Here is a 22,770-nt window from a genome sequence, read left to right on the forward strand (position 1 = left end):
TACGTTTCGGGGGATGCGGGATCGTTGCAGTCGGCACGTTCAGGCTCTCCAATTCAGCTGGCAAGCGGCTTCAGCCGCTGCGGTTCAGGGTTGTCCACGCGTCGGCGACGCGCAGAAATTCGTCCTCATCGGTGAGCCACCGCGGAGGTGCCTGTACCCCACCGTGATTCACCGGGTCAGTGGTCAGCCCGTAGCTTTCCAGGGCATCAGCGATCGCGGCTGCCCTCACGGCAGGTGATTCGTCAGGATCGAGACCGGGGGCCGGCAGCCACGGGAGCAAGCGGAGAAGCGCATCTTCACACTCGATGCGCATCCGATGCTCACGCTCGTTGCCGGCCAGATCCTCTGTCGACCCGAGCATCACGTCGGGAACGGCCGACGTGAGCACTCGCCACATCGGTTGTAGGCGGAGCGTAACACGCGGAATCGATCCGCAACGCACACAATGCAATTCTCCGTGCGGCGTTCGATTCAGGTCGGCTTCCCGACGAACTTGCTGATCCTGCGGGCGAGGGTCCGCTGAACCTGGACGAGATGTCTCGAGACGATCAAGCAGGGGAGGGTTTCGGCGATTTTCTTGTTGAGAATGGTCTCGCGCAGTACGTGACCGACTACGGTCAGTCCTACGCCGTTGATCTCGGCGAGCAAGGTGGTCGGGAGTGAGTTGTCGGCCAGGGATGCTGCGGCGACTGCCGATCTTCCTCCTCGTACTGTCGGCAGCCGTGGCGTGTGGGCAGAATGCGCCTGTCGACTCGGCTTCGCCCACCACGACACCGTTGCCGTCGTTTCCTTACCCGCCGCACCAGGATCGCACCGAGTTGGCAGTTTCACCTCGCGGAGCCGCTTCGGTCCGCGGCCGAGTTCGCATTGGACATGTCGGTGGACAATCTGTTGAAGAATGTTGATGAGAATATCGAGATTCAGAAGCGGTTCCGGTCTCGAATCGCCCGCGAAGAGGACTTCCTCTCCGATCCGGAGATGCCGGCTACCACGGTCGCGACAACGGGCGGATCCCTGTTTCGGGTGGTTGGCGCCGTGCAGCTCGATGACGGTCCGGTCGAGTTTTCGATTTGCACCTATGAGACTCCGGGTCTGTATTCGTTGACCAAGGATGGGCGAACGGTGGGTCCGCAGCCGAGGCAAGTTCCCTACTTTCTCGACAGACCCCGCGTGGAGTGGACGACGCGACCTGCTGCCGATGGGTCGACTCCCGAAGAGCCGCGATGGTTTTGGGTGGATGACGGGATCGATCTGCACCTGACGACGGAGGATGTTCCCTCGGTCTGTGAGCCGTTCAAGCCCGAGCCGTTCATCCAGCAGATTCCTGAGCCGATCACTCCGACTGCCCTACCTCCCAAGTAGGGTCGCTGCCCGCCGATGCGGTGGAACTGTCCTCACCATGCGGATGTTCGACAACCGGATGTTCGACAACCGGATGTTCGACAGCGAGACACGTACGCGGCGGATTCGAGGTACGCACCGAGTTCCCAGCCGCCTCCGCCTAGGCTGGCCGGGTGCCCATCACCGTTTTCATTGCCGACGACCAAGCTATGGTCCGGCAGGGCTTCGGGGCCCTCCTCGCCTCACAGTCCGACATCAGCGTCATCGGTGACGCTTCGAACGGTGCAGTGGCGGTGAGTGAGGTCAAGCGCCTACGCCCTGACGTCGTATTGATGGACGTCCGCATGCCGGAAATGAACGGGCTTGACGCCGCCCGCCTCATTCTGTCCGCGGGATTCGATCCACCGGTGCGTGTGCTGATGCTCACGACCTTCGACGTCGACGACTACGTCTACGAGGCGTTGAGTCTCGGGGCCAGCGGCTTCATGCTCAAGGATGCGCCTGCAGAGGAACTCATTCGCGCGGTTCGAGTGGTCGCGGATGGGGAGGCACTCCTCGCACCGACCGTCACCCGGCGGCTGATTGCCGATGTGACCAGTCGCCGGACTACGGCGCGTCGCAAACCGACCGCGATCTCCGCACTGACGCCACGTGAGCGCGAGGTACTCGAACTCATCGCTCGGGGCATGTCGAACACAGAAATCGCGGAGGCGCTGTTCGTCGCCGAGCAGACCGTCAAGACGCACGTCGGCAAGGTGTTGTCGAAACTGAACCTCCGAGACCGCGCGCAGGCAGTGGTACTTGCCTACGAAAGTGGTCTCGTCACACCCGGCTGACGTGTCGTCTTGCCGCCCAAGGTGCCGGAAACGCTGGGGGGCGGCAAGATGAACAGGACAGCCATCAACATCATCACAAGGCGAGGGGTGTCTGGATGCGGATCGGAATCCTCACTGGCGGCGGCGACTGCCCGGGACTCAACGCGGTTATCAGGGCGGTGGTGCGCACCGCCGAAGGTCGGTATCGCAGCTCGGTGGTGGGATTTCGAGATGGATGGCGGGGTCTGCTCGAAGACCGCAAGGTCGTGCTGTCCAACGACGACCGGATCGACCGAATTCTCACTCGCGGCGGTACCATCCTCGGCACCGCGCGGGTGAACCCGGACAAGCTCCAGGCAGGGCTCGACGACATCCGTCAGACGCTCGACAACAACGGAATCGACGTCCTCATTCCGATCGGGGGCGAGGGCACGCTCACCGCCGCGAGTTGGCTCGCCGAAAGCGGGGTGCCCGTGATCGGCGTACCGAAGACTATAGACAACGACATCGACTGCACCGACGTAACGTTCGGGTTCGACACCGCACTGTCCACCGCCACGGATGCGATAGACCGCCTGCACACCACCGCCGAATCACACCAGCGGGTGATGCTCGTGGAGGTGATGGGCAGGCACGCAGGATGGATTGCACTGAACGCGGGCCTCGCGAGCGGCGCGCATCTCACTCTCGTGCCCGAGGTCCCGTTCGATGTCGCCGAGGTGTGCTCTCTCGTGAAGGCGAGATTCCAGCGGGGCGATGCGCACTTCATCTGCGTCATTGCGGAAGGCGCTACCCCGACCCCCGAATCGATGACGCTACGCGAAGGTGGCATCGACGAGTTCGGTCACAAGCGGTTTACCGGCGTCGCGCAGCAGGTCGGCGATGAGATCGAACGCCGCATCGGCAAGGAGGTGCGGACGACGGTCCTCGGGCATGTCCAGCGCGGTGGCACTCCCACCGCGTTCGACCGAGTACTGGCGACCCGGTTCGGGGTGCATGCCACCGTCGCCGCGCATCGTGGCGACTTCGGTAACATGGTCGCCCTGCACGGCACCTCGGTCGACCTGGTCCCGCTCGCGGACGCCACTCGGCGGCTGAAGACGGTGCCGAGGGAGCGGTACGACGAAGTATCCGCGTTCTTCGGCTGACCGCGTTTTCGGGGTAGAGTCCGGCCGCATAAACTCTCGGGTATGACTGCTGTCGATGCTCCGGACCTCCTCGAGTACAACGATGTGCTGGCCAAGTACGAGCCGGTTCTCGGCATGGAAGTGCACGTGGAACTCGGCACCAGTACCAAGATGTTCTGTCCATGCCCCACGGAGTTCGGCGCTGAGCCGAATTCACAGGTTTGCCCGGTGTGCCTTGGCCTTCCTGGATCGATGCCGGTCGTGAACGTGGCCGCTGTCGAGTCCGCAATCCGCATCGGACTCGCCTTGAACTGCTCGATCACGTCCTGGGGCCGGTTCGCGCGGAAGAACTACTTCTACCCGGATCAGCCCAAGAACTATCAGATCTCCCAGTACGACGAGCCGATCGCCACAAACGGCTACCTCGATGTCGTCCTCGACGACGGCACCACGTGGCGGGTGGAGATCGAGCGCGCGCACATGGAGGAGGACACCGGCAAGTCGCTGCACGTCGGCGGTGCGACCGGACGCATCCACGGCGCCAGCCACTCACTGCTCGACTACAACCGTGCCGGTGTGCCGCTGGTCGAAATCGTGACCAAGACGATCAGCGGTGCCGGTGAGCGCGCTCCCGAGGTGGCTCGCGCCTACGTCACGGCGCTGCGCGATCTGCTGAAGTCGTTGAATGTGTCGGACGTCCGCATGGACCAAGGCTCGATGCGCTGCGACTCCAACGTGTCGCTGATGCCGATCGGTGCCTCCGAACTCGGCACTCGCTCCGAGACCAAGAACGTCAACTCGCTCAAGAGCGTCGAGGTGGCGGTCCGGTATGAGATGCGGCGCCAGGCCGCCGTGCTCGAAGCCGGTGGAGACGTGATTCAGGAGACCCGGCACTTCCAGGAAGCAGACGGCACCACGTCGCCGGGTCGCCGCAAGGAGACCGCCGAGGACTACCGCTACTTCCCCGAGCCCGATCTCGAACCGGTTGCTCCCAGTGCCGAGTGGGTCGAAGAACTACGGGCCACCCTCCCCGAGTTGCCGTGGGTCCGCCGTGCGCGGATTCAGGCCGATTGGGGCGTCTCCGACGAGGCCATGCGTGACCTGGTCAATGCCGGAGCCCTCGACCTGGTGATCGCTACGACCGAGTCCGGCGCCGGCCCCGAGGCCGCACGGTCGTGGTGGGTTTCGTACCTTGCGCAGCAAGCGAACACCCGCGGAGTGGAGTTGGTGGAGCTTCCGATATCGCCTGCTCAGGTTGCACAGGTGATTTCGTTGATCGACAGTGGGAAGCTGAACAACAAGGTTGCTCGACAGGTGGTGGACTACGTCCTCGCCGGAGAGGGTGATCCGCAGCAGGTCGTTGCGAACCGTCCCGAACTGGTCGTCGAGCGCGACGACACGAAGCTCAAAGCGGCCGTCGACGAGGCGCTGGCCGCGAACCCCGACATCGCCGAGAAGATTCGCGGCGGCAAGGTCGCGGCCGCAGGCAAGATCGTCGGCGACGTCATGAAGGCCACCCGAGGCCAGGCCGACCCGGCCCGCGTCAAGGAACTCGTCGTCGAAGCCTGCAGCTAGAAACCCTTCTGGGCCAACGGGGCCGTTCGCTCGGATCAACCCCGGCGAACGGCCCAGTTCGCCAACTTGCCGGTGACGTCAGTCGAATCCGCCGCCACCGGAGGGCAGGGGCATCTTGATGACGCGATCATCGTTGGGTCCAGGCTGGCCGGCGGTCTTGTTGACGGTGCTCACCCAGATGAGGCCGTCGGGTCCGAGAGCGGCGCCCCCGAGTTGGCCGTACCGGTCCTGCGCGATGACGCTGGGTGCGACGGTCACGGCACCCGTGCCCGGATCCGCAGCGAGCACCGACATGGCCTGCCCCGTACTCAAGGACACGGCGACGACGTCGCCTGCAGCCACGCAACCGCCGACGCCGGGGCGTTCGGGCCACGTCCAGGCCGGTGACGGTACCGATCCGTCGGCGCCGACGCGCTGCAACCGGTCTTCGAGTGGGGTGCGGTCGGTGACCCAGACCGCGACACCCGGGTCGACGCACACACCTCCCGCGGTGCCGATGCCCGACAGCATCACCTGCGGTCGCGGTCGCGCCGAGTTCGATGCCGGGGACAGTGCGGTGACCTTCAACAGTTTCCCCGCGAGTGACGCGGGGTCGGCGGCCGCGGCGGGATTGCCCGCGTTGCCGGTGAGGACCATCAAATCGTCTCCCGAGAATTCGAGTGAACCGGCGTTGCCGGTCGCGCCCCGCGGGATCCCGCCGAGTATCTCCTTTGCGGAGTCGCCCGGCGCGACCCGCACGACCCGGTTGTCGGTCGCCGTCGTGACGTAGGCGTAGATCAGGTTATCCTCGATGAAGGTCGGCGACAGCGCGATGTCGAGCAGACCGCCGTCGGAACTGCCGTCGACGTTCACACGCGCGATCTCGATGGGGGTCTGCCCCTCGGCGACCTGCATGATGCGCCCGGTGCGGCGCTCAGCGACCAGTGCGGTGGCCCCGTCGGGGAGGACGACCAGTCCGCCGGTGGTGCCGAGACAGGTGGCAATGACACTGGGGTCCGGATCCTGGCACGGTCCCAGCGGAGTCGGCGGTGGTGTCTGTGTGGTGGACGGCGGCGGGTTCTTCGGTTCGACCTCGCCGCCCACCGTGCCGGTCGGTTCAGGTGTGAACGGAGAGGAAGCGGAGTCGTCGAATGTCGCGCACCCCGCTGCGAGGACCGCGGTGACGCACACAGCGGACATCGCCATCACAGATCTGCCGGAGGTCTTCCGGCGCTGTCCACGCACCATCATGATGGAGACGTTACGGAAGAGTGCCGCCACGCCGCCACGCCGGTTCCGTTTACCCGCGATCTGGTGTTGACCGACCTACGCTGAACGGCGTGACTGACATGCGGAAAGACCCCAAGGAGTCGTCGGACCACGGTGACACGTCCGGCGACGGCAAGGTCGCGAGCCCTTACGACCTTCCCACCGAGCGCATTCCGTCGCCCGCGCCGCCGCACGGGCCTACTGGTCTGGTCATCCCCCGGACTGACGACGAACTCGACCCCGGCGCTTCGTTCGACGCGGACTTCCTCACCGAAGAGATCGCCGCGTACCCACCTGCGGGGACATCCGACCGGTCGGACCAGCCGACGCAGGTGATCGCTGCGCCGCCCGTGGCTGCGACTGATGACACGTCGGCCCGGATCGAACAGGGCGACGTCGAGATAGGGCGCGGCACCCTCGACCTCGGTCTGCTGGCGCTGCGTCTCGCGGTGGGCGGCACGGTTTTGGTACACGGTCTGCAGAAGCTGACAGGGGTGTGGGACGGCCCCGGCCTCGGCGGTTTCGAGGAGATGCTCGCGAACGCGGGTTTCCAACAGGCGAAGCTTCTCTCGATCCTGGGCGCTGTCGGTGAGGTCGCGGGTGGCGCATTGCTGATCCTCGGTTTGGTGACCCCGCTCGCGGCCGCGTCGGTGCTCGCCGTGATGATCAATGCGTGGGCGTTCCGCCAGGTCGGCGACCCGGGGCTCGAGTATTTCGCGCCAGTGGGCACCGAGTACGAGACACTGCTGGGAGTATGTGCCGGCGTGATCATCCTCACCGGTCCGGGCCGCATCTCACTAGACGGCCGGCGGGGTTGGGCGACGCGTCCGTTCATTGGTTCGCTCGTCGCTCTGCTCCTGGGTATCGCGGCCGGAGTGTGCGTATGGATCTTCTTGAACGGTGCCAACCCGCTCATTTGATCGCGTGCAGGCCTCCGCCCACGACTCTGCCCACGACTCCGCCGCACACCTGAAACAGGAGTGCGGCGGAGTCTCATTCTCTTGTGCTCAGTGCTGAACGAGTGCTCAGTGCTGAACGAGTGCTCAGTGCTGAACGAGTGCTCAGTGCTGAGCGAGTTCGGGGACATCCTCCTCTTCGTGCAGTTCGGGCTGAGCGGCCAGCCGCAGGCCGAGGACGGACTTGCGTCGACCGTAGGCGAGGTAGACCACGACACCGAGGGCCATCCAAACCAGGAATCGGATCCACGTCTCGACCGAGAGGTTCAGCATCAGCCATCCGCAGGCCAGCACGGCGAGGATCGGGACCAACGGGACCAGCGGAACCCGGAACCCTCGGGGCAGATCGGGACGCGTGCGGCGGAGAATGACAACGCCGATGCAGACCAGGATGAAGGCGAAGAGCGTGCCGATGTTCACCATCTCCTCCAGCGTCCCCATCGGGAACAGGGCGGCGAGGACGGCAACGACGCCACCGACGATCAGGGTGATGCGGACCGGCGTGCCCTTGTTGCCGGTCTTTGCAAGACCTCGGGGGAGGAGTCCATCTCGGGACATCGCGAACAGGACGCGGGTCTGACCGAGCATCATCACCATGACGACGGTGGTGAGTCCGGCGAGTCCACCGAAGTTGATCGCAGTTTGCGCCCAGGTGATGCCGTGGGCCTCGAAGGCGGTGGCAAGAGTCGCGGTGCTGTCACCCACGAGCGGGCTGCCGGATTTCAGGTCGGTGTACTTCACCATGCCGGTGAGAACGAGCGTCACAGCGACGTACAGAACGGTGACGATGGCAAGTGAGCCGAGAATGCCGCGCGGGAGCGCCTTCTGCGGATTCTTGGTCTCCTCGGCGGTGGTGGCGACGACGTCGAATCCGATGAAGGCGAAGAAGACGAGACTCGCTGCGGCGAGGAGGCCGTACCAGCCGTAGGTGCTGCCCTCGGCGCCGGTCAGGAAGGAGAACAGGCTCTGGTGGATGCCGCTCGCGCTGCTTTCGGAGCCCTCGGCCTGCGGAATGTAGGGGGAGTAGTTCTCCTTGTTGATGTAGAAGGCGCCCACAACGATGACGAGGAGGACGACGGCGATCTTGATGGCTGTGATGACTGCGGACACGCGCGAGGACACCTTGGTTCCGATGGCGAGCACGATGGTAATGCCGCCGACGAGAATCAGTGAGCCCCAGTCGAAGTCGATCGGCCCGAGATGGGCTGTGGTGGATCCGCTGAAGCCGAGCACGTTGCCGAGATAGAGGGACCAGCCCTTCGACACCACGGCCGCGGCGAGCGCGAATTCGAGTATGAGGTCCCAGCCGATGATCCAGGCGATGAACTCGCCAAAGGTGGCGTAGGAGAAAGTGTAAGCACTTCCCGCGACCGGAACGGTGGAGGCGAACTCGGCGTAACAGAGCGCGGCAAGCCCACACGCGATGGCGGCGAGGACGAATGCGAGGGAGATGGCAGGCCCCGCGACGTCGCCGGCGGTTCGGGCGGTGAGCGTGAAGATTCCGGCGCCAATTACGACGGCGACACCGAAGACTGTGAGGTCTTTCGCGGTTAGTTCCCTCCGCAGCCGGGTATCAGGATCGTCGGTGTCCGCTATCGATTGCTCAACGGATTTCGTTCGCCAAATGCCGACTCCGGGCATGTGTCGCTCCTAAGTTGTTTCGCTGTCGGTGGTCTCGCGTGCCGGAGACGCGATTTGTTAACAATGATTGTGATGGGAGTCTCAACGGCATGCTGAGAGAACCACTACCGACCGCCGTGCGCAAGAAGTATTGACTGAACTGATCAATTCGATCAGCTCGACCTGAACGGAAGCGTTGCCACCTGAGCGAGTTGATCAGGCTCCTACGGCTTTTGACACGTCTGACTCCGATCCCAGACGTGGCAGGCATCTGGACGGCAGGCATCTGAACGGCAAGGGTCTGGACGGCAAGGGTCTGGACGCAGAGCGACCACCCAACGGCACATACTCGTGCCTGTACCGCTGGGTGGGAGAAGGGAAACCTGGGTTCCGCGCGCGCGAACCCTCGATCAATCACCGATACGATCTCGATCGATCACACTCGAGGCGGAATCGGTGTGCGTGTGCGGACGCCGGCTACGGGACCTGACGGATCGCGCCCTTGTCGGCGGACGTCGCCAGCGCGGCGTAGGCGCGCAGTGCTGTGGTGACCGTGCGCTCACGATTGTGCGGCTGCCAAGGGCGCTCGGACGCCTCAATCTTGGCCCGGCGCTCGGCGAGTACGGCGTCGTCGACGAGGAGTTCGAGCTTGCGGGTCGCGATGTCGATGAGGATCTGGTCACCGTCCTCCACGAGGCCGATCGCGCCGCCGCTCGCGGCCTCGGGGGAGATATGGCCGATGGACAGGCCTGAGGAACCGCCGGAGAAACGGCCGTCCGTGATCAGTGCGCACTTCTTCCCGAGACCGGAACCCTTCAGGAATGCGGTGGGGTGCAGCATCTCCTGCATGCCGGGGCCGCCGGCGGGGCCCTCGTAGCGCACGACGAGCACGTCGCCGGGCTGAATCTTCTTGCCGAGGATGACGGACACCGCCTCCTCCTGCGACTCCACGACGCGCGCGGGTCCCTGGAAGTGGAACAGTTCCTCGTCGATGCCTGCGGTCTTGATGACCGCGCCGTTGACGGCTATGTTTCCACGGAGCACGGCCAGACCGCCCTCCGCCGTGTGCTTGTGCTCGAAGTCGCGGATGCATCCGTTCGCGGCGTCCGTGTCGAGGGACGACCACCGGTTGTTCGTCGAGAACGGCTCGGTGGTCCGGACACCGCCGGGAGCGGCGTGGAAGAGTTCGACGGCCTCGTCGGATGCCTTGCCGGAGCGAATGTCCCACGTGTCGAGCCACTCGTCCATGCTTTTCGTATGGACGGTGGAGACGTCGCTCTCGAGCAGACCCGCGCGGCGGAGTTCACCGAGGATCGCGGGAATTCCGCCTGCCCGGTGCACGTCCTCCATGTGGTAATCGGAGTTGGGCGAGACCTTCGACAGGCACGGCACCTTTCGGCTGATCTCGTCGATCTTGGCGAGATCGAAGTCGTAGACCTCACCCTCCTGCGCTGCGGCGAGGGTGTGTAGCACCGTATTGGTGGAACCGCCCATCGCGACGTCCAAGGCCATCGCGTTGCGGAACGCGGCAGGGGTGGCGATGTTACGGGGGAGGACCGAGTCGTCGTCGTCCTGGTAATACCGAAGGGCGGCCTCGACGACGGTAGTGCCCGCGCGGGTGAACAGCGCACGCCGGGCCTCGTGGGTGGCGAGCGTGGACCCGTTGCCGGGCAACGCCAGACCGAGCGCCTCGGTGAGGCAGTTCATCGAGTTGGCGGTGAACATGCCCGAGCACGACCCGCACGTCGGGCACGCGCTGCGCTCGACCTCGGAAAGCCCGTCCTCGTCGACCTCATCGTTGGCGCTCGCCGAGATCGCGGTGATGAGGTCGGTCGGTGCCTGCGCGACGCCGCTGACTACGACGGCCTTGCCCGCTTCCATCGGCCCGCCCGAGACGAACACGGTGGGAACATTCAAACGCATTGCAGCATTGAGCATTCCGGGCGTGATCTTGTCGCAGTTCGAGATGCACACGAGGGCGTCAGCGGTGTGCGCGTTGACCATGTACTCGACGGAGTCGGCGATGATCTCGCGGCTGGGAAGGGAATACAGCATGCCCCCGTGTCCCATCGCGATGCCGTCGTCAACCGCGATCGTGTGGAACTCCCGAGGTACACCACCAGCGGCGCTCACGGCGTCGGCGACGATGTCGCCGACGTTCTTGAGATGGACGTGCCCGGGAACGAACTGCGTGTACGAGTTCGCGATCGCGACAATCGGCTTTCCGAAGTCGGAGTCGGTCATTCCGGTGGCGCGCCAAAGTGCGCGGGCGCCTGCGGCATTTCGTCCTACGGTGGTGGTTCGGGACCTCAGCGGGGGCATGAGTGTGTTCCTTAGTCAGCGTTTGGAAGGCCGGACGAACGCTACTCGTGCGCTATTTGCCGTCAGTGTTCGGCTGGTTCCTCGCCGGACGCTCTCCATTAGATTCGGCATCGTGGGCAGCTTCCTCCGCCGCTGCGGCTGCCGCGTAGGGATCGGTGATGCGTCCGCCGCTAGCGGCGGCGATCTGGGGAAGTCTATCGAAGGTAACCACGGGCAGGGAGACTTCGCTGCCGTCGATCAACGTGGCCCGCGCCCAACCGTGTTTGGGGAACCGGAACCCCGTGATCTGAGACCACGACAGTGATCGGCCACCGATCAGTCTGCGCACAGCGAGTCCGTCGGGAGTGATGGTGGTGCGCACCCGCGCGACCCAGCCCACGGCAACGATCGGCGCGATGACGAGCCAGCCGAAGGCGGCAGGCCAACCGAAGATGGGAAACGACACGGCGAACAGGAGAAACGCGCATCCCAGGTATGCCAGCGGAGAAATTCGGATGACCTGACCGGGAGGGTTTGTCGTATGGGATGATGGTTGTGGTGGCACGGGTTGCTGTGAAGTCGACACCTCTACATCTTCGCACTGCAGCCGACATATCTTACATTCTGGGACGGACGACTCACCAAGTTGACTGTTCACGCATCACGCGCCTACCGTCGAGCGCGTGAGACAGAATGAGTTGCTCGTAATCGGCCGGCGCGTCGTCGCCTGAGTCGATTTCTTCAACTCGCCAGATTAACGACGCGCCACCCTCGTACAGCATCAGCTGACGGGGGTTTTTTTGTTGCCCGGAGCCAGAATCAGAGGATTTCCAGTGAGCGCACCAACCGCACGGCCTCAACCCACGCCGCGCAAGTCGGGACCAGCCAACCCGACTGCCGTGGCCGCCGCGACGCAGACCGGTAGCCGCCGGCAACTCGCTCCTGAGCGCGTTACCGGCGCACAGTCCGTAGTTCGAGCCCTCGAGGAACTCGAGGTCGAAACCGTGTTCGGCATTCCGGGTGGGGCAGTTCTTCCTCTTTACGACCCACTCTTCGACTCGACGAGGGTTCGGCACGTCCTCGTTCGTCACGAGCAGGGGGGCGGACACGCTGCCACCGGGTACGCCCAGGCGACGGGCAAGGTCGGCGTTTGCATGGCCACCTCCGGTCCGGGCGCTACCAACCTCGTGACGCCGCTCGCCGATGCGCAGATGGACTCCGTTCCGGTGGTGGCCATTACCGGTCAGGTCGGGCGCCGCCTGATCGGCACAGATGCGTTCCAGGAAGCTGACATCTCCGGCATCACGATGCCGATCACCAAGCACAACTTCCTGATCACCGATGCCATCGACATACCGCGGATCCTTGCGGAGGCTTTCTACCTCGCCTCCAGCGGCCGACCCGGCGCGGTGCTCGTCGACATCCCGAAGGACGTACTCCAGGCACAGACCACGTTCTCGTGGCCGCCGGAGATGCGGCTGCCCGGATACCGCCCCGTCACGAAGCCGCACGGCAAGCAGGTCCGCGAGGCCGCTCGCCTGATCGCCGATTCGCAGCACCCTGTGCTCTACGTCGGTGGTGGCGTGATCAAGTCGGGATCGTCCTCTGAGCTGCTGGAACTGGCTGAGCTCACAGGAATTCCGGTGGTCACCACCCTCATGGCGCGCGGTGCGTTTCCCGACAGCCACACGCTGAACTGCGGGATGCCGGGCATGCACGGCACCGTCGCAGCGGTGGCTGCACTGCAGCGCAGCGATCTGCTGATCACGCTGGGCGCGCGCTTCGATGACCGCGTCACCGGGCAGCTCGATTCGTTCGCGACCGGCGCCAAGGTAATTCACGCCGACATCGACCCCGCGGAGATCGGCAAGAACCGCTATGCGGACGTCCCGATCGTGGGCGACTGCAAAGAGGTCATCGTCGAGTTGATCGAGGCGATCAGGGCCGATCAGGCCACCGGGACCACGCTCGATCTCACCGAGTGGTGGGCCTACCTCGACGGGATCCGCCGGACGTACCCGCTGAGCTACGACCGTCCCTCGGACGGCACGATGTCGCCGGAGTTCGTGATCCAGTCGGTGGGCAGGCTCGCCGGCCCGGACGCGATCTACTGCGCCGGCGTCGGTCAGCACCAGATGTGGGCGGCGCAGTTCATCAACTACGAGAAGCCGCGCACGTGGCTGAACTCCGGCGGTCTCGGCACGATGGGCTACGCCGTGCCCGCCGCCATGGGTGCCAAGATGGGCAAACCAGACATCGAGGTGTGGGCCGTCGACGGCGACGGCTGCTTCCAGATGACCAACCAGGAATTAGCCACCTGCGCCGTCGAGGGCATCCCGATCAAGGTCGCCCTCATCAACAACGGCAACCTTGGCATGGTCCGCCAGTGGCAGACCCTGTTTTACGAGAAGCGTTACTCCAACACCAACCTAGGCACTCATGGTGCGGTGCGCATCCCAGATTTCGTCAAACTGGCAGAGGCGTTGGGCTGTCACGGCATTCGTGTCGAGCGCGAGGAGGACGTCGAGGCGGCCATCCTCGAGGCGCAGTCGATCAACGACAAGCCGGTGGTGATCGACTTCATCGTCGGCGCCGACGCGCAGGTGTGGCCGATGGTCGCCGCGGGCACCAGCAACGACGAGATCATGGCGGCACGGGGCATCCGGCCGCTGTTCGACGACGACGAGGCGGCAGCGGAGCCGGCCGTCATTAACCAAGCGATGGAGCGCGAGCAGCGTTCGGGCGAGGCCGCAGCGGCCGAGGAGGAAGATCAGTGAGCACCAGCCACACCCTCAGTGTTCTCGTCGAGGACAAGCCGGGCGTACTGGCCAGGGTTTCCGCGCTGTTTTCCCGTCGCGGGTTCAACATCGAGTCGCTCGCCGTCGGTGGCACCGAGCTTCCCGAGATCTCACGCATGACGATTGTGGTGACAGTCGACGAGTTCCCACTCGAGCAGGTGACCAAGCAGCTGAACAAGCTCGTGAACGTCATCAAGATCGTCGAGCAGGACGGTGAGGCGTCAGTGGCCCGCGAGTTGCTACTCATCAAGGTGCGTGCCGACGCGAGCGTGCGCACTCAGGTGATAGAGGCAGTGAATCTGTTCCGCGCCAAGGTGATCGACGTCTCCCCGGAGTCGGTCACGATAGAAGCGACTGGAACGCGATCCAAGTTGGATGCGCTGCTGAGAATGCTCGATCCGTACGGTATCCGGGAGATCGTGCAGTCTGGAGTCGTGGCGGTCGGGCGAGGACCGAAGTCCATCACCGCCACTCGCTAGTACTTTGGATGTAGAAGCCCCAAGAAAGAGGTTGAAATATGGCAATAGAAATGTTCTACGACGACGACGCCGATCTGTCGATCATCCAGGGTCGCAAGGTAGCCGTGATCGGTTATGGAAGCCAGGGTCACGCGCATTCGCTGAGCCTGCGTGACTCGGGCGTCGAAGTGCGCGTCGGACTCAAGGAGGGTTCGAAGTCCCGCGCGAAGGCGGAGGAGCAGGGCCTGACCGTCGGTACGCCCGCCGAGGTCTCCGCGTGGGCCGACGTGATCATGTTGCTGGCGCCCGACACCGCCCAGGCGTCGATCTTCACCAATGACATCGAGCCGAACTTGAAGGACGGCGACGCGCTGTTCTTCGGTCACGGCCTCAACATCCACTTCGACCTGATCAAGGCTCCGGCCTTCGTCACCGTCGGTATGGCCGCGCCGAAGGGTCCCGGTCACCTGGTGCGCCGTCAGTTCGTCGACGGCAAGGGTGTTCCCGCGCTGATCGCGATCGATCAGGACCCCAAGGGCGAGGGTGAAGCTCTCGCCCTCTCCTACGCCAAGGGTATCGGCGGCACCCGCGCGGGCGTCATCAAGACCACGTTCAAGGAAGAGACCGAGACCGACCTGTTCGGCGAGCAGGCCGTGCTGTGCGGCGGCACCGAGGAACTGGTCAAGACCGGTTTCGAGGTCATGGTCGAGGCGGGCTATGCCCCCGAGATGGCGTACTTCGAGGTGCTGCACGAGCTCAAGCTCATCGTCGACCTCATGTACGAGGGTGGCATCGCCCGCATGAACTACTCGGTGTCCGACACCGCGGAGTTCGGTGGCTACCTCTCCGGCCCGCGGGTCATCGACGCCGACACCAAGGAGCGCATGAAGGCGATCCTGGCCGACATCCAGTCGGGTGAGTTCACGCGCCGCCTCGTCGCCAATGTCGAGAACGGCAACAGCGAACTCGAGGCTCTGCGCAAGGCCAACGCCGAGCACCCCATCGAGGTCACCGGCAAGAAGCTGCGCGACCTGATGAGCTGGGTCGATCGTCCGATCACCGAAACCGCTTAGGTTTACCGCTTTACAGTTCCGTCACGCTGGCCCAATGTCGCATCGGTCTCTTCGGAGTGTACCGATGCGACGTTGGGCCGACGTTGTTTCGTGTCCTATTCCGATGTCGCGGGTGTTCACTATGTGGTATTGCAGACCAGGATGCGGTTTCGCTGTGAGGGCGGACTAAGCTGGGTGCGGTTGAAACACCCCCACCCCCACCTATTCAGGGAGTTTGCACGTGAGCCAGCCAGGCCGTCCCGTTGTTCTGATCGCCGACAAGCTTGCGGCGTCCACCGTCGAGGCATTGGGCGACGGTGTGGAGGTGCGTTGGGTCGACGGACCTGATCGTGCGGCCCTGCTCGCGGCCGTACCCGAGGCCGACGCGATCCTCGTCCGCTCCGCCACCACCGTCGATGCCGAGGTTTTGGCCGCCGGTACCAAGTTGAAGATCGTCGCCCGAGCCGGAGTCGGCCTCGACAACGTCGACGTCCCTGCCGCCACCGAACGCGGTGTCATGGTCGTCAACGCCCCAACATCCAACATTCACACGGCCGCCGAGCATGCCGTCGCGCTGATGCTCGCCACCGCCCGTCAGATCCCCGCCGCCGACTCCACCCTGCGTGACCGTGAGTGGAAGCGCAGCAAGTTCAACGGTGTCGAGATCTTCGGCAAGACCGTCGGCGTCGTCGGCCTCGGCCGGATCGGCCAGTTGTTCGCCCAGCGCCTCGCCGCGTTCGAGACTCACGTCATCGCGTACGACCCCTACGTGTCGGCCGCGCGCGCTGCGCAACTCGGCATCGAGCTGGTCAGCCTCGACGAACTGCTGGGGCGCGCCGACCTGATCTCGGTCCATCTCCCGAAGACTCCCGAGACCAAGGGGCTGCTCGGTACGGAGAATCTGGCGAAGACGAAGAAGGGTGTCGTCATCGTCAACGCCGCTCGCGGTGGGCTGATCGACGAGGCCGCGCTGGCCGAGTCGATCAAGGCCGGCCACGTGCGCGCTGCGGGTCTCGACGTGTTCGAGACAGAGCCCTGCATCGACAGCCCGCTGTTCGACCTGCCCGAGGTCGTCGTGACGCCGCACCTCGGGGCGTCGACCAGTGAGGCGCAGGACCGCGCCGGAACCGATGTCGCCAAGTCTGTGTTGCTTGCTCTGGCAGGCGATTTCGTTCCCGACGCCGTCAATGTATCCGGCGGCGCCGTGGGTGAGGAAGTTGCTCCGTGGCTCGGGATCGTCCGCAAGCAAGGCCTGCTCATCGGCGCGCTCTCGGGCGAACTGCCCGTCAGCCTCTCGGTGGACGTGCGCGGTGAACTCGCGTCCGAGGACGTCGAGGTGCTCGCGCTCTCGGCGCTGCGCGGGGTGTTCTCGGCCGTCATCGAGGACGCGGTGACGTTCGTCAACGCCCCGGCGCTTGCGGAGGAGCGGGGCATCACTGCCGAGGTTACCAAGGCCGCCGAAAGCCCCAACCATCGGAGTCTGGTCGATCTGCGCGCCGTGTTCGGAGACGGCAGTGTCATCAACGTCGCCGGCACGTTGACCGGCCCCCAGCAGGTCGAGAAGATCGTCAACATCAACGGCCGCAACTTCGAACTGCGCGCCGAGGGCCTCAATCTGGTGGTCAACTACACCGATCAGCCGGGGGCACTGGGCAAGATTGGTACGCAGCTCGGCAACGCCGGTATCGACATCCAGGCAGCACAGCTCAGCCAGGACGCCGAGGGCGAAGGTGCGACCATCCTCCTCCGCGTCGACCGCGATGTGTCGGGCGACGTGCGCGACGCGATTTCCACTGCAGTCGGCGCCACCAAGATCGAACTCGTCAACCTGGCCTAGTCCTCCTGTGCGCGTGCCACGACGTCTCGAAATCGTGGCACGCGCACAGCTCTACTTGAAGTGGGATGTCATGAAACTTGCGGTCATTGCTGGTGACGGCATCGGTGCCGAGGTCACGGCCGAGGCTCTGAAGGTGCTGCGAAAGCTCGTTCCCGATCTCGATACCACCGAGTACGACCTCGGTGCCCGTCGATACAACGCGACCGGGGAATTGCTCCCGGATGCCGATCTCGCGGCGATCCGCGGGCATGACGCGATCCTGTTGGGCGCCATCGGCGACCCGTCGGTCACGCCCGGCGTGCTCGAACGCGGACTGTTGCTGAACATGCGATTTGCGTTGGATCACCATGTGAATCTTCGCCCTTCGCAGCTCTATCCTGGATCGAAGTCGCCGCTGGCGGCTCGGCCCGACATCGACTTCGTGGTCGTCCGTGAGGGGACCGAAGGTCCGTACACCGGCAACGGTGGTGCGATCCGCGTGGGCACCCCGCACGAGATCGCGACCGAGGTGTCGATCAATACTTGGTTCGGGGCCGAACGAGTGGTGCGGTACGCGTTCGCCCTTGCGCAGACCAGGCGGCGGCACGTCACCCTCATCCACAAGACGAACGTCCTCTCCAACGCGGGTGCGATCTGGACGCGTGCGGTCGAGACGGTGTCGGCCGACTACCCCGACGTGGAGACGGCCTACTGCCACATCGACGCTGCCACCATCTACATGGTCACCGACCCTTCGCGTTTCGACGTGATCGTCACCGACAACCTGTTCGGAGATATCATCACTGATCTCGCGGGCGCGGTCACGGGAGGAATCGGACTCGCAGCTTCAGGAAACATCGATGCCTCGGGCATCAACCCGTCGATGTTCGAACCGGTGCACGGTAGCGCCCCGGACATCGCCGGCCAGGGGATCGCGGATCCGACGGCGGCCATTCTGTCTGCGGCGCTGCTCCTGCGCCATCTCGGCCGTGACGGCGACGCAGCGCGCGTCGAAGCTGCCGTCGAGGCAGATCTGGCCTCGCGCGGCGAGTCGAAGATCGTCACCTCGGAGGTTGGTGACCGGATCACCGCGGCTCTCTAGTGCCACGGTCGCGTTCAGGGGGAGCCGAGTAGGGGACAGGACGACCGTGCTGACTCTACGACTTGAGCGAGAGTGCCGAGATCTGATCGAAGCCAGCGAGATCCTGAAGTCTCCCTCACGTATGTCGGGAATTTCCGTATGTCCAGTTAGTTACCAAGCACCCGAGGCGTGAATGCGGGAACACGCTCGGGCGGGTTGCGGGTATCCCGAAGAGGACCGCTGAGTCAGGGCTGAATCTGAGAACGAATCCAGTCGACTTGATTGTCGACGCGTGCGGCGGTGTCGAGCTGGTTGTGCGGGCAGGGCGGCCCATCGTTTTCCACACCGACCAAGACGCCTTCGGACAGGCTCGTCGGAGTGAAGTAGGGGGCGCCGGAGTCGTACGCGCACGCACTTGTCGTCGACAGTGGGAGTAGGCCAGCTACTTGTATGGTCGTATCCGCAACCTCCGCGATGCGAAATCCCCCGAGACGCACATGTTGTGCTGGCATCGGATCGACCGACGTGTTCGCACCCCATCCGTCGATAGCAACCAAGTCCCCGGAGTTGGGCGGGCTGAGAGGTAGCGCGACTGGCGTCAAATCGGTGATCGGTTCCGACAACTTCGCCAATGCGAGGTCGTTCACTTCCGATTGGCGGACGTCTATAACACTCCTTGTGTGCCCGGGGTTGCCGAACAGTGTGGAAGACCCCGTGTCTTGCAGAGTGGTTTTCCCGACGGTTGCTTCTGTCTCGTACCGGGGTGGCCCATCGACACGAATGCCTGTTGTGTCGTGAAAGCAGTGCCCGGCGGTAATGATCCATTGGGGGGCTACGAGAGCGCCCGAGCATGCACTGTCGCGGGTTCCGCCGTCAGGGGTGGGAATTCCCGTCATGGTGAACTGTGTATTGAACCCGAAGGTTCCAGGGGGTGCATCGATGCCGTTCGCGACCGCACCGGCAATCCCAGACATGCTGAGGAGTGACGTGAGCGTCAGCGCGGATACAGTCAATGCCCTGATCGGTTTCATGCTGCGCGAAGTTACCAGAACATTCTGAGTGCACAACTATCGGACAATCCCGGTTTGGTGCTGCTCCTTTTTGCGCACCTACCTCGTCTTCTTCGAACCCGCCTCGTCCGGTGTCGCAGTACGTCCAGGGGCCCGGACCGATAGACTCGGCGGCATGCGTCTTGGTCGAGTGGCAAGTCCCGATGGTGTTGCGTTCGTGAGTATCGAAGGGGAGGGTGACTCGCGGACGGCGAAAGAGATCGCCGAGCATCCCTTCGGCAATCCCACCTTCACCGGGCGCAGTTGGCCGCTCGCCGATGTGCGACTCCTCGCCCCGATTCTTGCGAGCAAGGTTGTCTGCGTGGGAAAGAACTACGCCGCCCATGCGGCCGAGATGGGTGGCGATGCGCCTGTCGATCCGGTGATCTTCATCAAGCCGAACACCTCGATCGTCGGGCCCGATGCCCCGATCGTCCTGCCGAAGTCGTCCGACGAGGTTCACTACGAGGGTGAACTGGCAGTGGTCATCGGACGGCCCTGCAAAGACGTTCCTGCAGCGAAGGCGCTCGACGTCGTGCTCGGGTACACGGCGGCCAACGACGTGTCGGCGCGTGACCAGCAGCGCAAGGATGGGCAGTGGACGCGGGCCAAGGGGCACGACACGTTCTGTCCGCTGGGACCGTGGATCGAAACCCAGCTCGACCCGTCCGACATTGACATCACCACAGAGGTTGACGGGGAAGTGAAACAGCGAAGCAACACCTCGCTTCTGTTGCACGACATTCCGAAGATCATCGAATGGGTGTCCGCCGTCATGACGCTGCTTCCGGGCGATGTCATTCTCACCGGTACCCCCGAAGGAGTCGGTCCAATTGTCGACGGTCAGAGCGTGAGTGTGACCCTTGGGGGCATCGGCACCCTCACCAATCCGGTGACCGCCAAGCGTTGACGGCTGTCGTGCTGTCATCGGGAGCGGACTAGCCTGTAAGGAGTCCGTTTCCCAGCGTCGACCCAAGTGAGCCATGACCACAAGCGAAGTTCGCGTCCGTTTCTGCCCGTCGCCCACCGGAACCCCGCACGTCGGGCTTGTTCGGACGGCCCTGTTCAACTGGGCGTTTGCCCGACACAACGGCGGGTCGTTCGTATTCCGAATCGAAGACACCGACGCTGCTCGTGACAGTGAGGAGTCGTACCAGGCGATCCTGGACGCACTCCGCTGGCTCGGTTTGAACTGGGACGAGGGGCCGGAGGTCGGTGGGCCGCACGAGCCTTACCGGCAGTCGCAGCGACGAGACCTGCACCTGGACGTCGTCGCGAAACTGCTCGCTGCGGACGAGGCGTACGAATCGTTCTCGACGCCAGAGGAGGTCGAGGAACGGCACAAGACGGCTGGCCGCGATCCCAAGCTGGGGTACGACAACTTCGACCGCAATCTGACTCCTGGGCAGCGGCAGGCGTTCCGCGACGAAGGCCGCAAGCCCGTCGTGCGGTTGCGGATGCCCGATCACGACCTCACCTGGGTCGATCTCGTACGCGGCGAGACGATCTTCAAGGCGGGCACCGTCCCCGACTTCGTCCTCACACGGGGAAACGGAATTCCGCTCTACACCTTGGTCAACCCGGTCGACGATGCATTGATGAAGATCACACACGTCCTCCGGGGTGAGGACCTCCTGTCGTCCACGCCGCGGCAACTCGCGCTCTACGAGGCTATGCAGCGAATCGGAGTGGCGGAGTTCACGCCGCAGTTCGGCCATCTGCCGTTCGTAATGGGGCAGGGCAACAAGAAATTGTCCAAGCGCGACCCTGAGTCGAACCTTTTCATCCACCGCGACCGCGGGTTCGTCCCAGAGGGATTGTTGAACTACCTGGCACTGCTCGGCTGGGGGATTTCTGACGACCACGACGTGTTCTCGCTGGACGAGATGGTGGCGGCCTTCGATATCTCCAAGGTCAATTCCAATCCGGCCCGTTTCGACCAGAAGAAGGCCGACGCTATCAACGCCGAGCAGATCCGGATGCTCGAGCCCGCTGATTTCGCGGCGCGCTTGCGCGCCTTCCTGACAGCGCACGGCCATCTCGGGGAGACCTTGGACGAGACCGTCTTCGCGACTGCGGCCGAACTGGTCCAGACCCGCGTCGTGGTCCTGTCAGACGCGTGGGGCCTGCTGAAGTTCCTGTTCGTCGACGAGGCCGACTTCGAGATCGATCCGGCCGCTGCGGCCAAGAACCTCGGTCCTGACGCCGCGCCCGTTCTCGACGCCGCAATTGCCTCGCTGGACGCCGTCGACGTGTGGGACGCAGCCTCGCTGGAGGGGGCTCTCAAGACCGCTCTCGTGGACGTACTGGGCCTCAAGCCGCGTAAGGCATTCGCCCCCGTCCGGGTTGGCATCACGGGCTCGCACATCAGCCCGCCGCTTTACGAATCGATGGAACTGCTCGGGCGGGACGCATCGCTGTCACGGCTGCGTTCTGCACGCGCCGCCATCACGGCCTAGACGCGTGCCTCGGATCGGAGAAGGTGAAAAAACAGCCGTTGACCACACGATTTGGTGAATCCTGGCAGTAGGCTGGTAATCTCTTCTTCGGCCCGAGGCGGGCCGCGGAGCCTGAGAAGCTCGGCGGTTCGAGAACGGTCATTGGGGTATGGTGTAATTGGCAACACAGCGGTTTCTGGTACCGCCATTCTAGGTTCGAGTCCTGGTACCCCAGCGGAAGTTCGGTCGATTTTGACTCCGGACTTCGGCAAGCTATGCTTGCCGAGCTTCCATAGCAAAACTAAAGTTCCTGGCCCCGTCGTCTAGCGGCCTAGGACGCCGCCCTCTCAAGGCGGTAGCGCGGGTTCGAATCCCGTCGGGGCTACAACAAAGAAACACCCTCCAGCAAGTTGGAGGGTGTTTCTTTCATTGCCAGTTCCTTTGATTATCGGGACATTGATTAGTGGGATATCGTGTCGCTCATTCGCTCTTGCGGGCGCTACGCCGAGGACTCCGGCAATGCTTCCAGTCTATTTCGAGCCAGGGTCACAACGAGTTCGGGTCAGGCCCGTCGGTCTGCCGACGCCAGGAACTCCGCCGTGGTTCCGCCCACCGGCATGGCGGGCAGGCCGAGCTTCGCGTGATCCCAACTCCTGGTGCGCTGCGGAACGATCCGTACGACCACCCGATTGTGCAGCAACTGATCGATTGCGGGACGGAGATCGTCGGAGTAGGGGCCGGTATAGCGTTCCCAGACACTGACTCCGGCGGCGAACATTGTGTCCCGGTCTTCCACGATCTCCGCGCGGCCCTCGATCGAGATGCCGCGCAGGGTGTCGTAAGTGTCACCGTCCTCGATCAGGACGGTGACCCGGTCGTCGCGACGCAGGTTGACAGCCTTCTGCGATTTGGCCTTGGTTTCGAACCAGATCTTGCCGTCGATCACGGCGTACCACATGGCGACCAGGTGGGGTCTGCCGTCAGAGCCCACCGTTGCCAGGGTGGCGATCCGACTCCTGTCCACGAATTCGGTGATCTCCGAATCTGTCATCGTGATCTGTGCCCGCTGGTTCGTCCCCATCCGATTCTCCCTCT

Annotated in this window: 20 protein-coding genes and 2 tRNA genes; 14 read left to right on the forward strand and 8 right to left on the reverse strand. The window is 64.1% G+C overall.

What is annotated here, in order from left to right:
* Nucleotides 1-70: 70 nt before the first annotated feature.
* Together RM2_RS03655 and RM2_RS23360 are read right to left on the reverse strand one after the other, a co-directional pair.
* Nucleotides 71-442 (reverse strand): DUF6545 domain-containing protein, encoded by a 372-nt coding sequence (locus tag RM2_RS03655; RefSeq protein ID WP_307718082.1) that lies wholly within the window; start codon nt 440-442, stop codon nt 71-73.
* Nucleotides 443-471: 29 nt separating this feature from the next.
* Entirely contained in the window at nt 472-831 is a 360-nt protein-coding gene (locus RM2_RS23360; RefSeq protein WP_139277661.1) for a hypothetical protein, read from the reverse strand.
* A 48-nt stretch (nt 832-879) separates the two neighbouring features.
* Here RM2_RS23360 and RM2_RS03660 point away from each other — a divergent pair, with 48 nt between their 5' ends.
* The 4 genes from RM2_RS03660 (at nt 880) to gatB (ending at nt 4,858) form a co-directional block, all read left to right on the forward strand.
* The gene (locus tag RM2_RS03660) at nt 880-1,362 is read left to right on the forward strand and encodes a hypothetical protein (RefSeq protein ID WP_139277662.1); all 483 of its coding nucleotides are present in this window, start codon (nt 880-882) and stop codon (nt 1,360-1,362) included.
* 152 nt (nt 1,363-1,514) lie between these two features.
* Nucleotides 1,515-2,177 (forward strand): response regulator, encoded by a 663-nt coding sequence (locus RM2_RS03665; protein WP_072687497.1) that lies wholly within the window; start codon nt 1,515-1,517, stop codon nt 2,175-2,177.
* Between the two features lie 95 nt (nt 2,178-2,272).
* Complete coding sequence (locus RM2_RS03670; RefSeq protein ID WP_072687498.1) at nt 2,273-3,304, forward strand: ATP-dependent 6-phosphofructokinase; 1,032 nt, start codon at nt 2,273-2,275, stop codon at nt 3,302-3,304.
* Nucleotides 3,305-3,346: 42 nt separating this feature from the next.
* On the forward strand, nt 3,347-4,858 hold the full coding sequence (gatB, locus tag RM2_RS03675) for an Asp-tRNA(Asn)/Glu-tRNA(Gln) amidotransferase subunit GatB (protein WP_072687499.1): 1,512 nt from the start codon (nt 3,347-3,349) through the stop codon (nt 4,856-4,858).
* A 78-nt stretch (nt 4,859-4,936) separates the two neighbouring features.
* Here the strand turns inward: gatB and RM2_RS03680 are convergent, their stop codons facing one another.
* Nucleotides 4,937-6,088, reverse strand: coding sequence for a PQQ-dependent sugar dehydrogenase (locus tag RM2_RS03680; protein ID WP_072687716.1), 1,152 nt, complete (start codon nt 6,086-6,088; stop codon nt 4,937-4,939).
* A gap of 98 nt (nt 6,089-6,186) precedes the next feature.
* Here RM2_RS03680 and RM2_RS03685 point away from each other — a divergent pair, with 98 nt between their 5' ends.
* Nucleotides 6,187-7,026 (forward strand): DoxX family protein, encoded by an 840-nt coding sequence (locus RM2_RS03685; RefSeq protein WP_072687500.1) that lies wholly within the window; start codon nt 6,187-6,189, stop codon nt 7,024-7,026.
* Between the two features lie 141 nt (nt 7,027-7,167).
* On the opposite strand, the gene RM2_RS03690 is transcribed toward RM2_RS03685, so the two are convergent.
* From RM2_RS03690 to RM2_RS03700, 3 genes are all read right to left on the reverse strand, one after another.
* On the reverse strand, nt 7,168-8,703 hold the full coding sequence (locus RM2_RS03690; protein WP_072687501.1) for an amino acid permease: 1,536 nt from the start codon (nt 8,701-8,703) through the stop codon (nt 7,168-7,170).
* 456 nt (nt 8,704-9,159) lie between these two features.
* Nucleotides 9,160-11,004: a dihydroxy-acid dehydratase gene (ilvD, locus tag RM2_RS03695; RefSeq protein WP_072687502.1), complete on the reverse strand. Its 1,845-nt coding sequence runs from the start codon at nt 11,002-11,004 to the stop codon at nt 9,160-9,162.
* Nucleotides 11,005-11,056: 52 nt separating this feature from the next.
* Nucleotides 11,057-11,548: a PH domain-containing protein gene (locus RM2_RS03700; protein ID WP_072687503.1), complete on the reverse strand. Its 492-nt coding sequence runs from the start codon at nt 11,546-11,548 to the stop codon at nt 11,057-11,059.
* 268 nt (nt 11,549-11,816) lie between these two features.
* Here RM2_RS03700 and RM2_RS03705 point away from each other — a divergent pair, with 268 nt between their 5' ends.
* The 5 genes from RM2_RS03705 (at nt 11,817) to RM2_RS03725 (ending at nt 18,209) form a co-directional block, all read left to right on the forward strand.
* A complete protein-coding gene (locus RM2_RS03705) occupies nt 11,817-13,760 on the forward strand; it encodes an acetolactate synthase large subunit (RefSeq protein ID WP_072687504.1) in 1,944 nt (647 codons plus the stop codon).
* Nucleotides 13,757-14,260, forward strand: a complete 504-nt coding sequence (gene ilvN / locus RM2_RS03710; RefSeq protein WP_072687505.1) for an acetolactate synthase small subunit — start codon at nt 13,757-13,759, stop codon at nt 14,258-14,260. Before RM2_RS03705 ends, ilvN begins: the two co-directional genes overlap by 4 nt.
* A gap of 38 nt (nt 14,261-14,298) precedes the next feature.
* Nucleotides 14,299-15,312 (forward strand): ketol-acid reductoisomerase, encoded by a 1,014-nt coding sequence (gene ilvC / locus RM2_RS03715; protein WP_072687506.1) that lies wholly within the window; start codon nt 14,299-14,301, stop codon nt 15,310-15,312.
* A gap of 220 nt (nt 15,313-15,532) precedes the next feature.
* On the forward strand, nt 15,533-17,128 hold the full coding sequence (gene serA, locus RM2_RS03720) for a phosphoglycerate dehydrogenase (RefSeq protein ID WP_072687507.1): 1,596 nt from the start codon (nt 15,533-15,535) through the stop codon (nt 17,126-17,128).
* Nucleotides 17,129-17,198: 70 nt separating this feature from the next.
* The gene (locus RM2_RS03725) at nt 17,199-18,209 is read left to right on the forward strand and encodes a 3-isopropylmalate dehydrogenase (RefSeq protein ID WP_072687717.1); all 1,011 of its coding nucleotides are present in this window, start codon (nt 17,199-17,201) and stop codon (nt 18,207-18,209) included.
* Nucleotides 18,210-18,433: 224 nt separating this feature from the next.
* Here RM2_RS03725 and RM2_RS03730 read toward each other — a convergent pair whose 3' ends face one another.
* Nucleotides 18,434-19,219, reverse strand: coding sequence for a S1 family peptidase (locus tag RM2_RS03730; protein ID WP_072687508.1), 786 nt, complete (start codon nt 19,217-19,219; stop codon nt 18,434-18,436).
* 154 nt (nt 19,220-19,373) lie between these two features.
* Between RM2_RS03730 and RM2_RS03735 the strand changes: the two genes are divergently transcribed.
* The 4 genes from RM2_RS03735 (at nt 19,374) to RM2_RS03750 (ending at nt 22,060) form a co-directional block, all read left to right on the forward strand.
* Nucleotides 19,374-20,147, forward strand: a complete 774-nt coding sequence (locus tag RM2_RS03735; protein ID WP_072687509.1) for a fumarylacetoacetate hydrolase family protein — start codon at nt 19,374-19,376, stop codon at nt 20,145-20,147.
* A 73-nt stretch (nt 20,148-20,220) separates the two neighbouring features.
* Complete coding sequence (gene gltX / locus RM2_RS03740; protein ID WP_072687510.1) at nt 20,221-21,696, forward strand: glutamate--tRNA ligase; 1,476 nt, start codon at nt 20,221-20,223, stop codon at nt 21,694-21,696.
* A 142-nt stretch (nt 21,697-21,838) separates the two neighbouring features.
* Nucleotides 21,839-21,910, forward strand: a tRNA-Gln gene (locus RM2_RS03745).
* 77 nt (nt 21,911-21,987) lie between these two features.
* Nucleotides 21,988-22,060 (forward strand) — tRNA-Glu (locus RM2_RS03750).
* A gap of 177 nt (nt 22,061-22,237) precedes the next feature.
* Here RM2_RS03750 and RM2_RS03755 read toward each other — a convergent pair.
* Entirely contained in the window at nt 22,238-22,756 is a 519-nt protein-coding gene (locus RM2_RS03755; RefSeq protein WP_072687511.1) for a pyridoxamine 5'-phosphate oxidase family protein, read from the reverse strand.
* Nucleotides 22,757-22,770 lie beyond the last annotated feature (14 nt).

It is taken from the genome of Rhodococcus marinonascens NBRC 14363 (genome assembly GCF_001894885.1).
GTDB classification, from domain to species: Bacteria; Actinomycetota; Actinomycetes; order Mycobacteriales; family Mycobacteriaceae; genus Rhodococcus_F; species Rhodococcus_F marinonascens.

Bases quoted from the DNA above. Each gene is read 5' to 3' on its own strand.
- RM2_RS03670 (WP_072687498.1), top strand. From the start codon at position 2,273: ATGCGGATCGGAATCCTCACTGGCGGCGGCGACTGCCCGGGACTCAAC.
- gatB (WP_072687499.1), top strand. From the start codon at position 3,347: ATGACTGCTGTCGATGCTCCGGACCTCCTCGAGTACAACGATGTGCTG.
- RM2_RS03680 (WP_072687716.1), bottom strand. From the start codon at position 6,088: ATGATGGTGCGTGGACAGCGCCGGAAGACCTCCGGCAGATCTGTGATG.
- RM2_RS03685 (WP_072687500.1), top strand. From the start codon at position 6,187: ATGCGGAAAGACCCCAAGGAGTCGTCGGACCACGGTGACACGTCCGGC.
- RM2_RS03690 (WP_072687501.1), bottom strand. From the start codon at position 8,703: ATGCCCGGAGTCGGCATTTGGCGAACGAAATCCGTTGAGCAATCGATA.
- ilvD (WP_072687502.1), bottom strand. From the start codon at position 11,004: ATGCCCCCGCTGAGGTCCCGAACCACCACCGTAGGACGAAATGCCGCA.
- ilvC (WP_072687506.1), top strand. From the start codon at position 14,299: ATGGCAATAGAAATGTTCTACGACGACGACGCCGATCTGTCGATCATC.
- RM2_RS03725 (WP_072687717.1), top strand. From the start codon at position 17,199: ATGAAACTTGCGGTCATTGCTGGTGACGGCATCGGTGCCGAGGTCACG.
- RM2_RS03730 (WP_072687508.1), bottom strand. From the start codon at position 19,219: ATGAAACCGATCAGGGCATTGACTGTATCCGCGCTGACGCTCACGTCA.
- RM2_RS03735 (WP_072687509.1), top strand. From the start codon at position 19,374: ATGCGTCTTGGTCGAGTGGCAAGTCCCGATGGTGTTGCGTTCGTGAGT.
- gltX (WP_072687510.1), top strand. From the start codon at position 20,221: ATGACCACAAGCGAAGTTCGCGTCCGTTTCTGCCCGTCGCCCACCGGA.
- RM2_RS03755 (WP_072687511.1), bottom strand. From the start codon at position 22,756: ATGGGGACGAACCAGCGGGCACAGATCACGATGACAGATTCGGAGATC.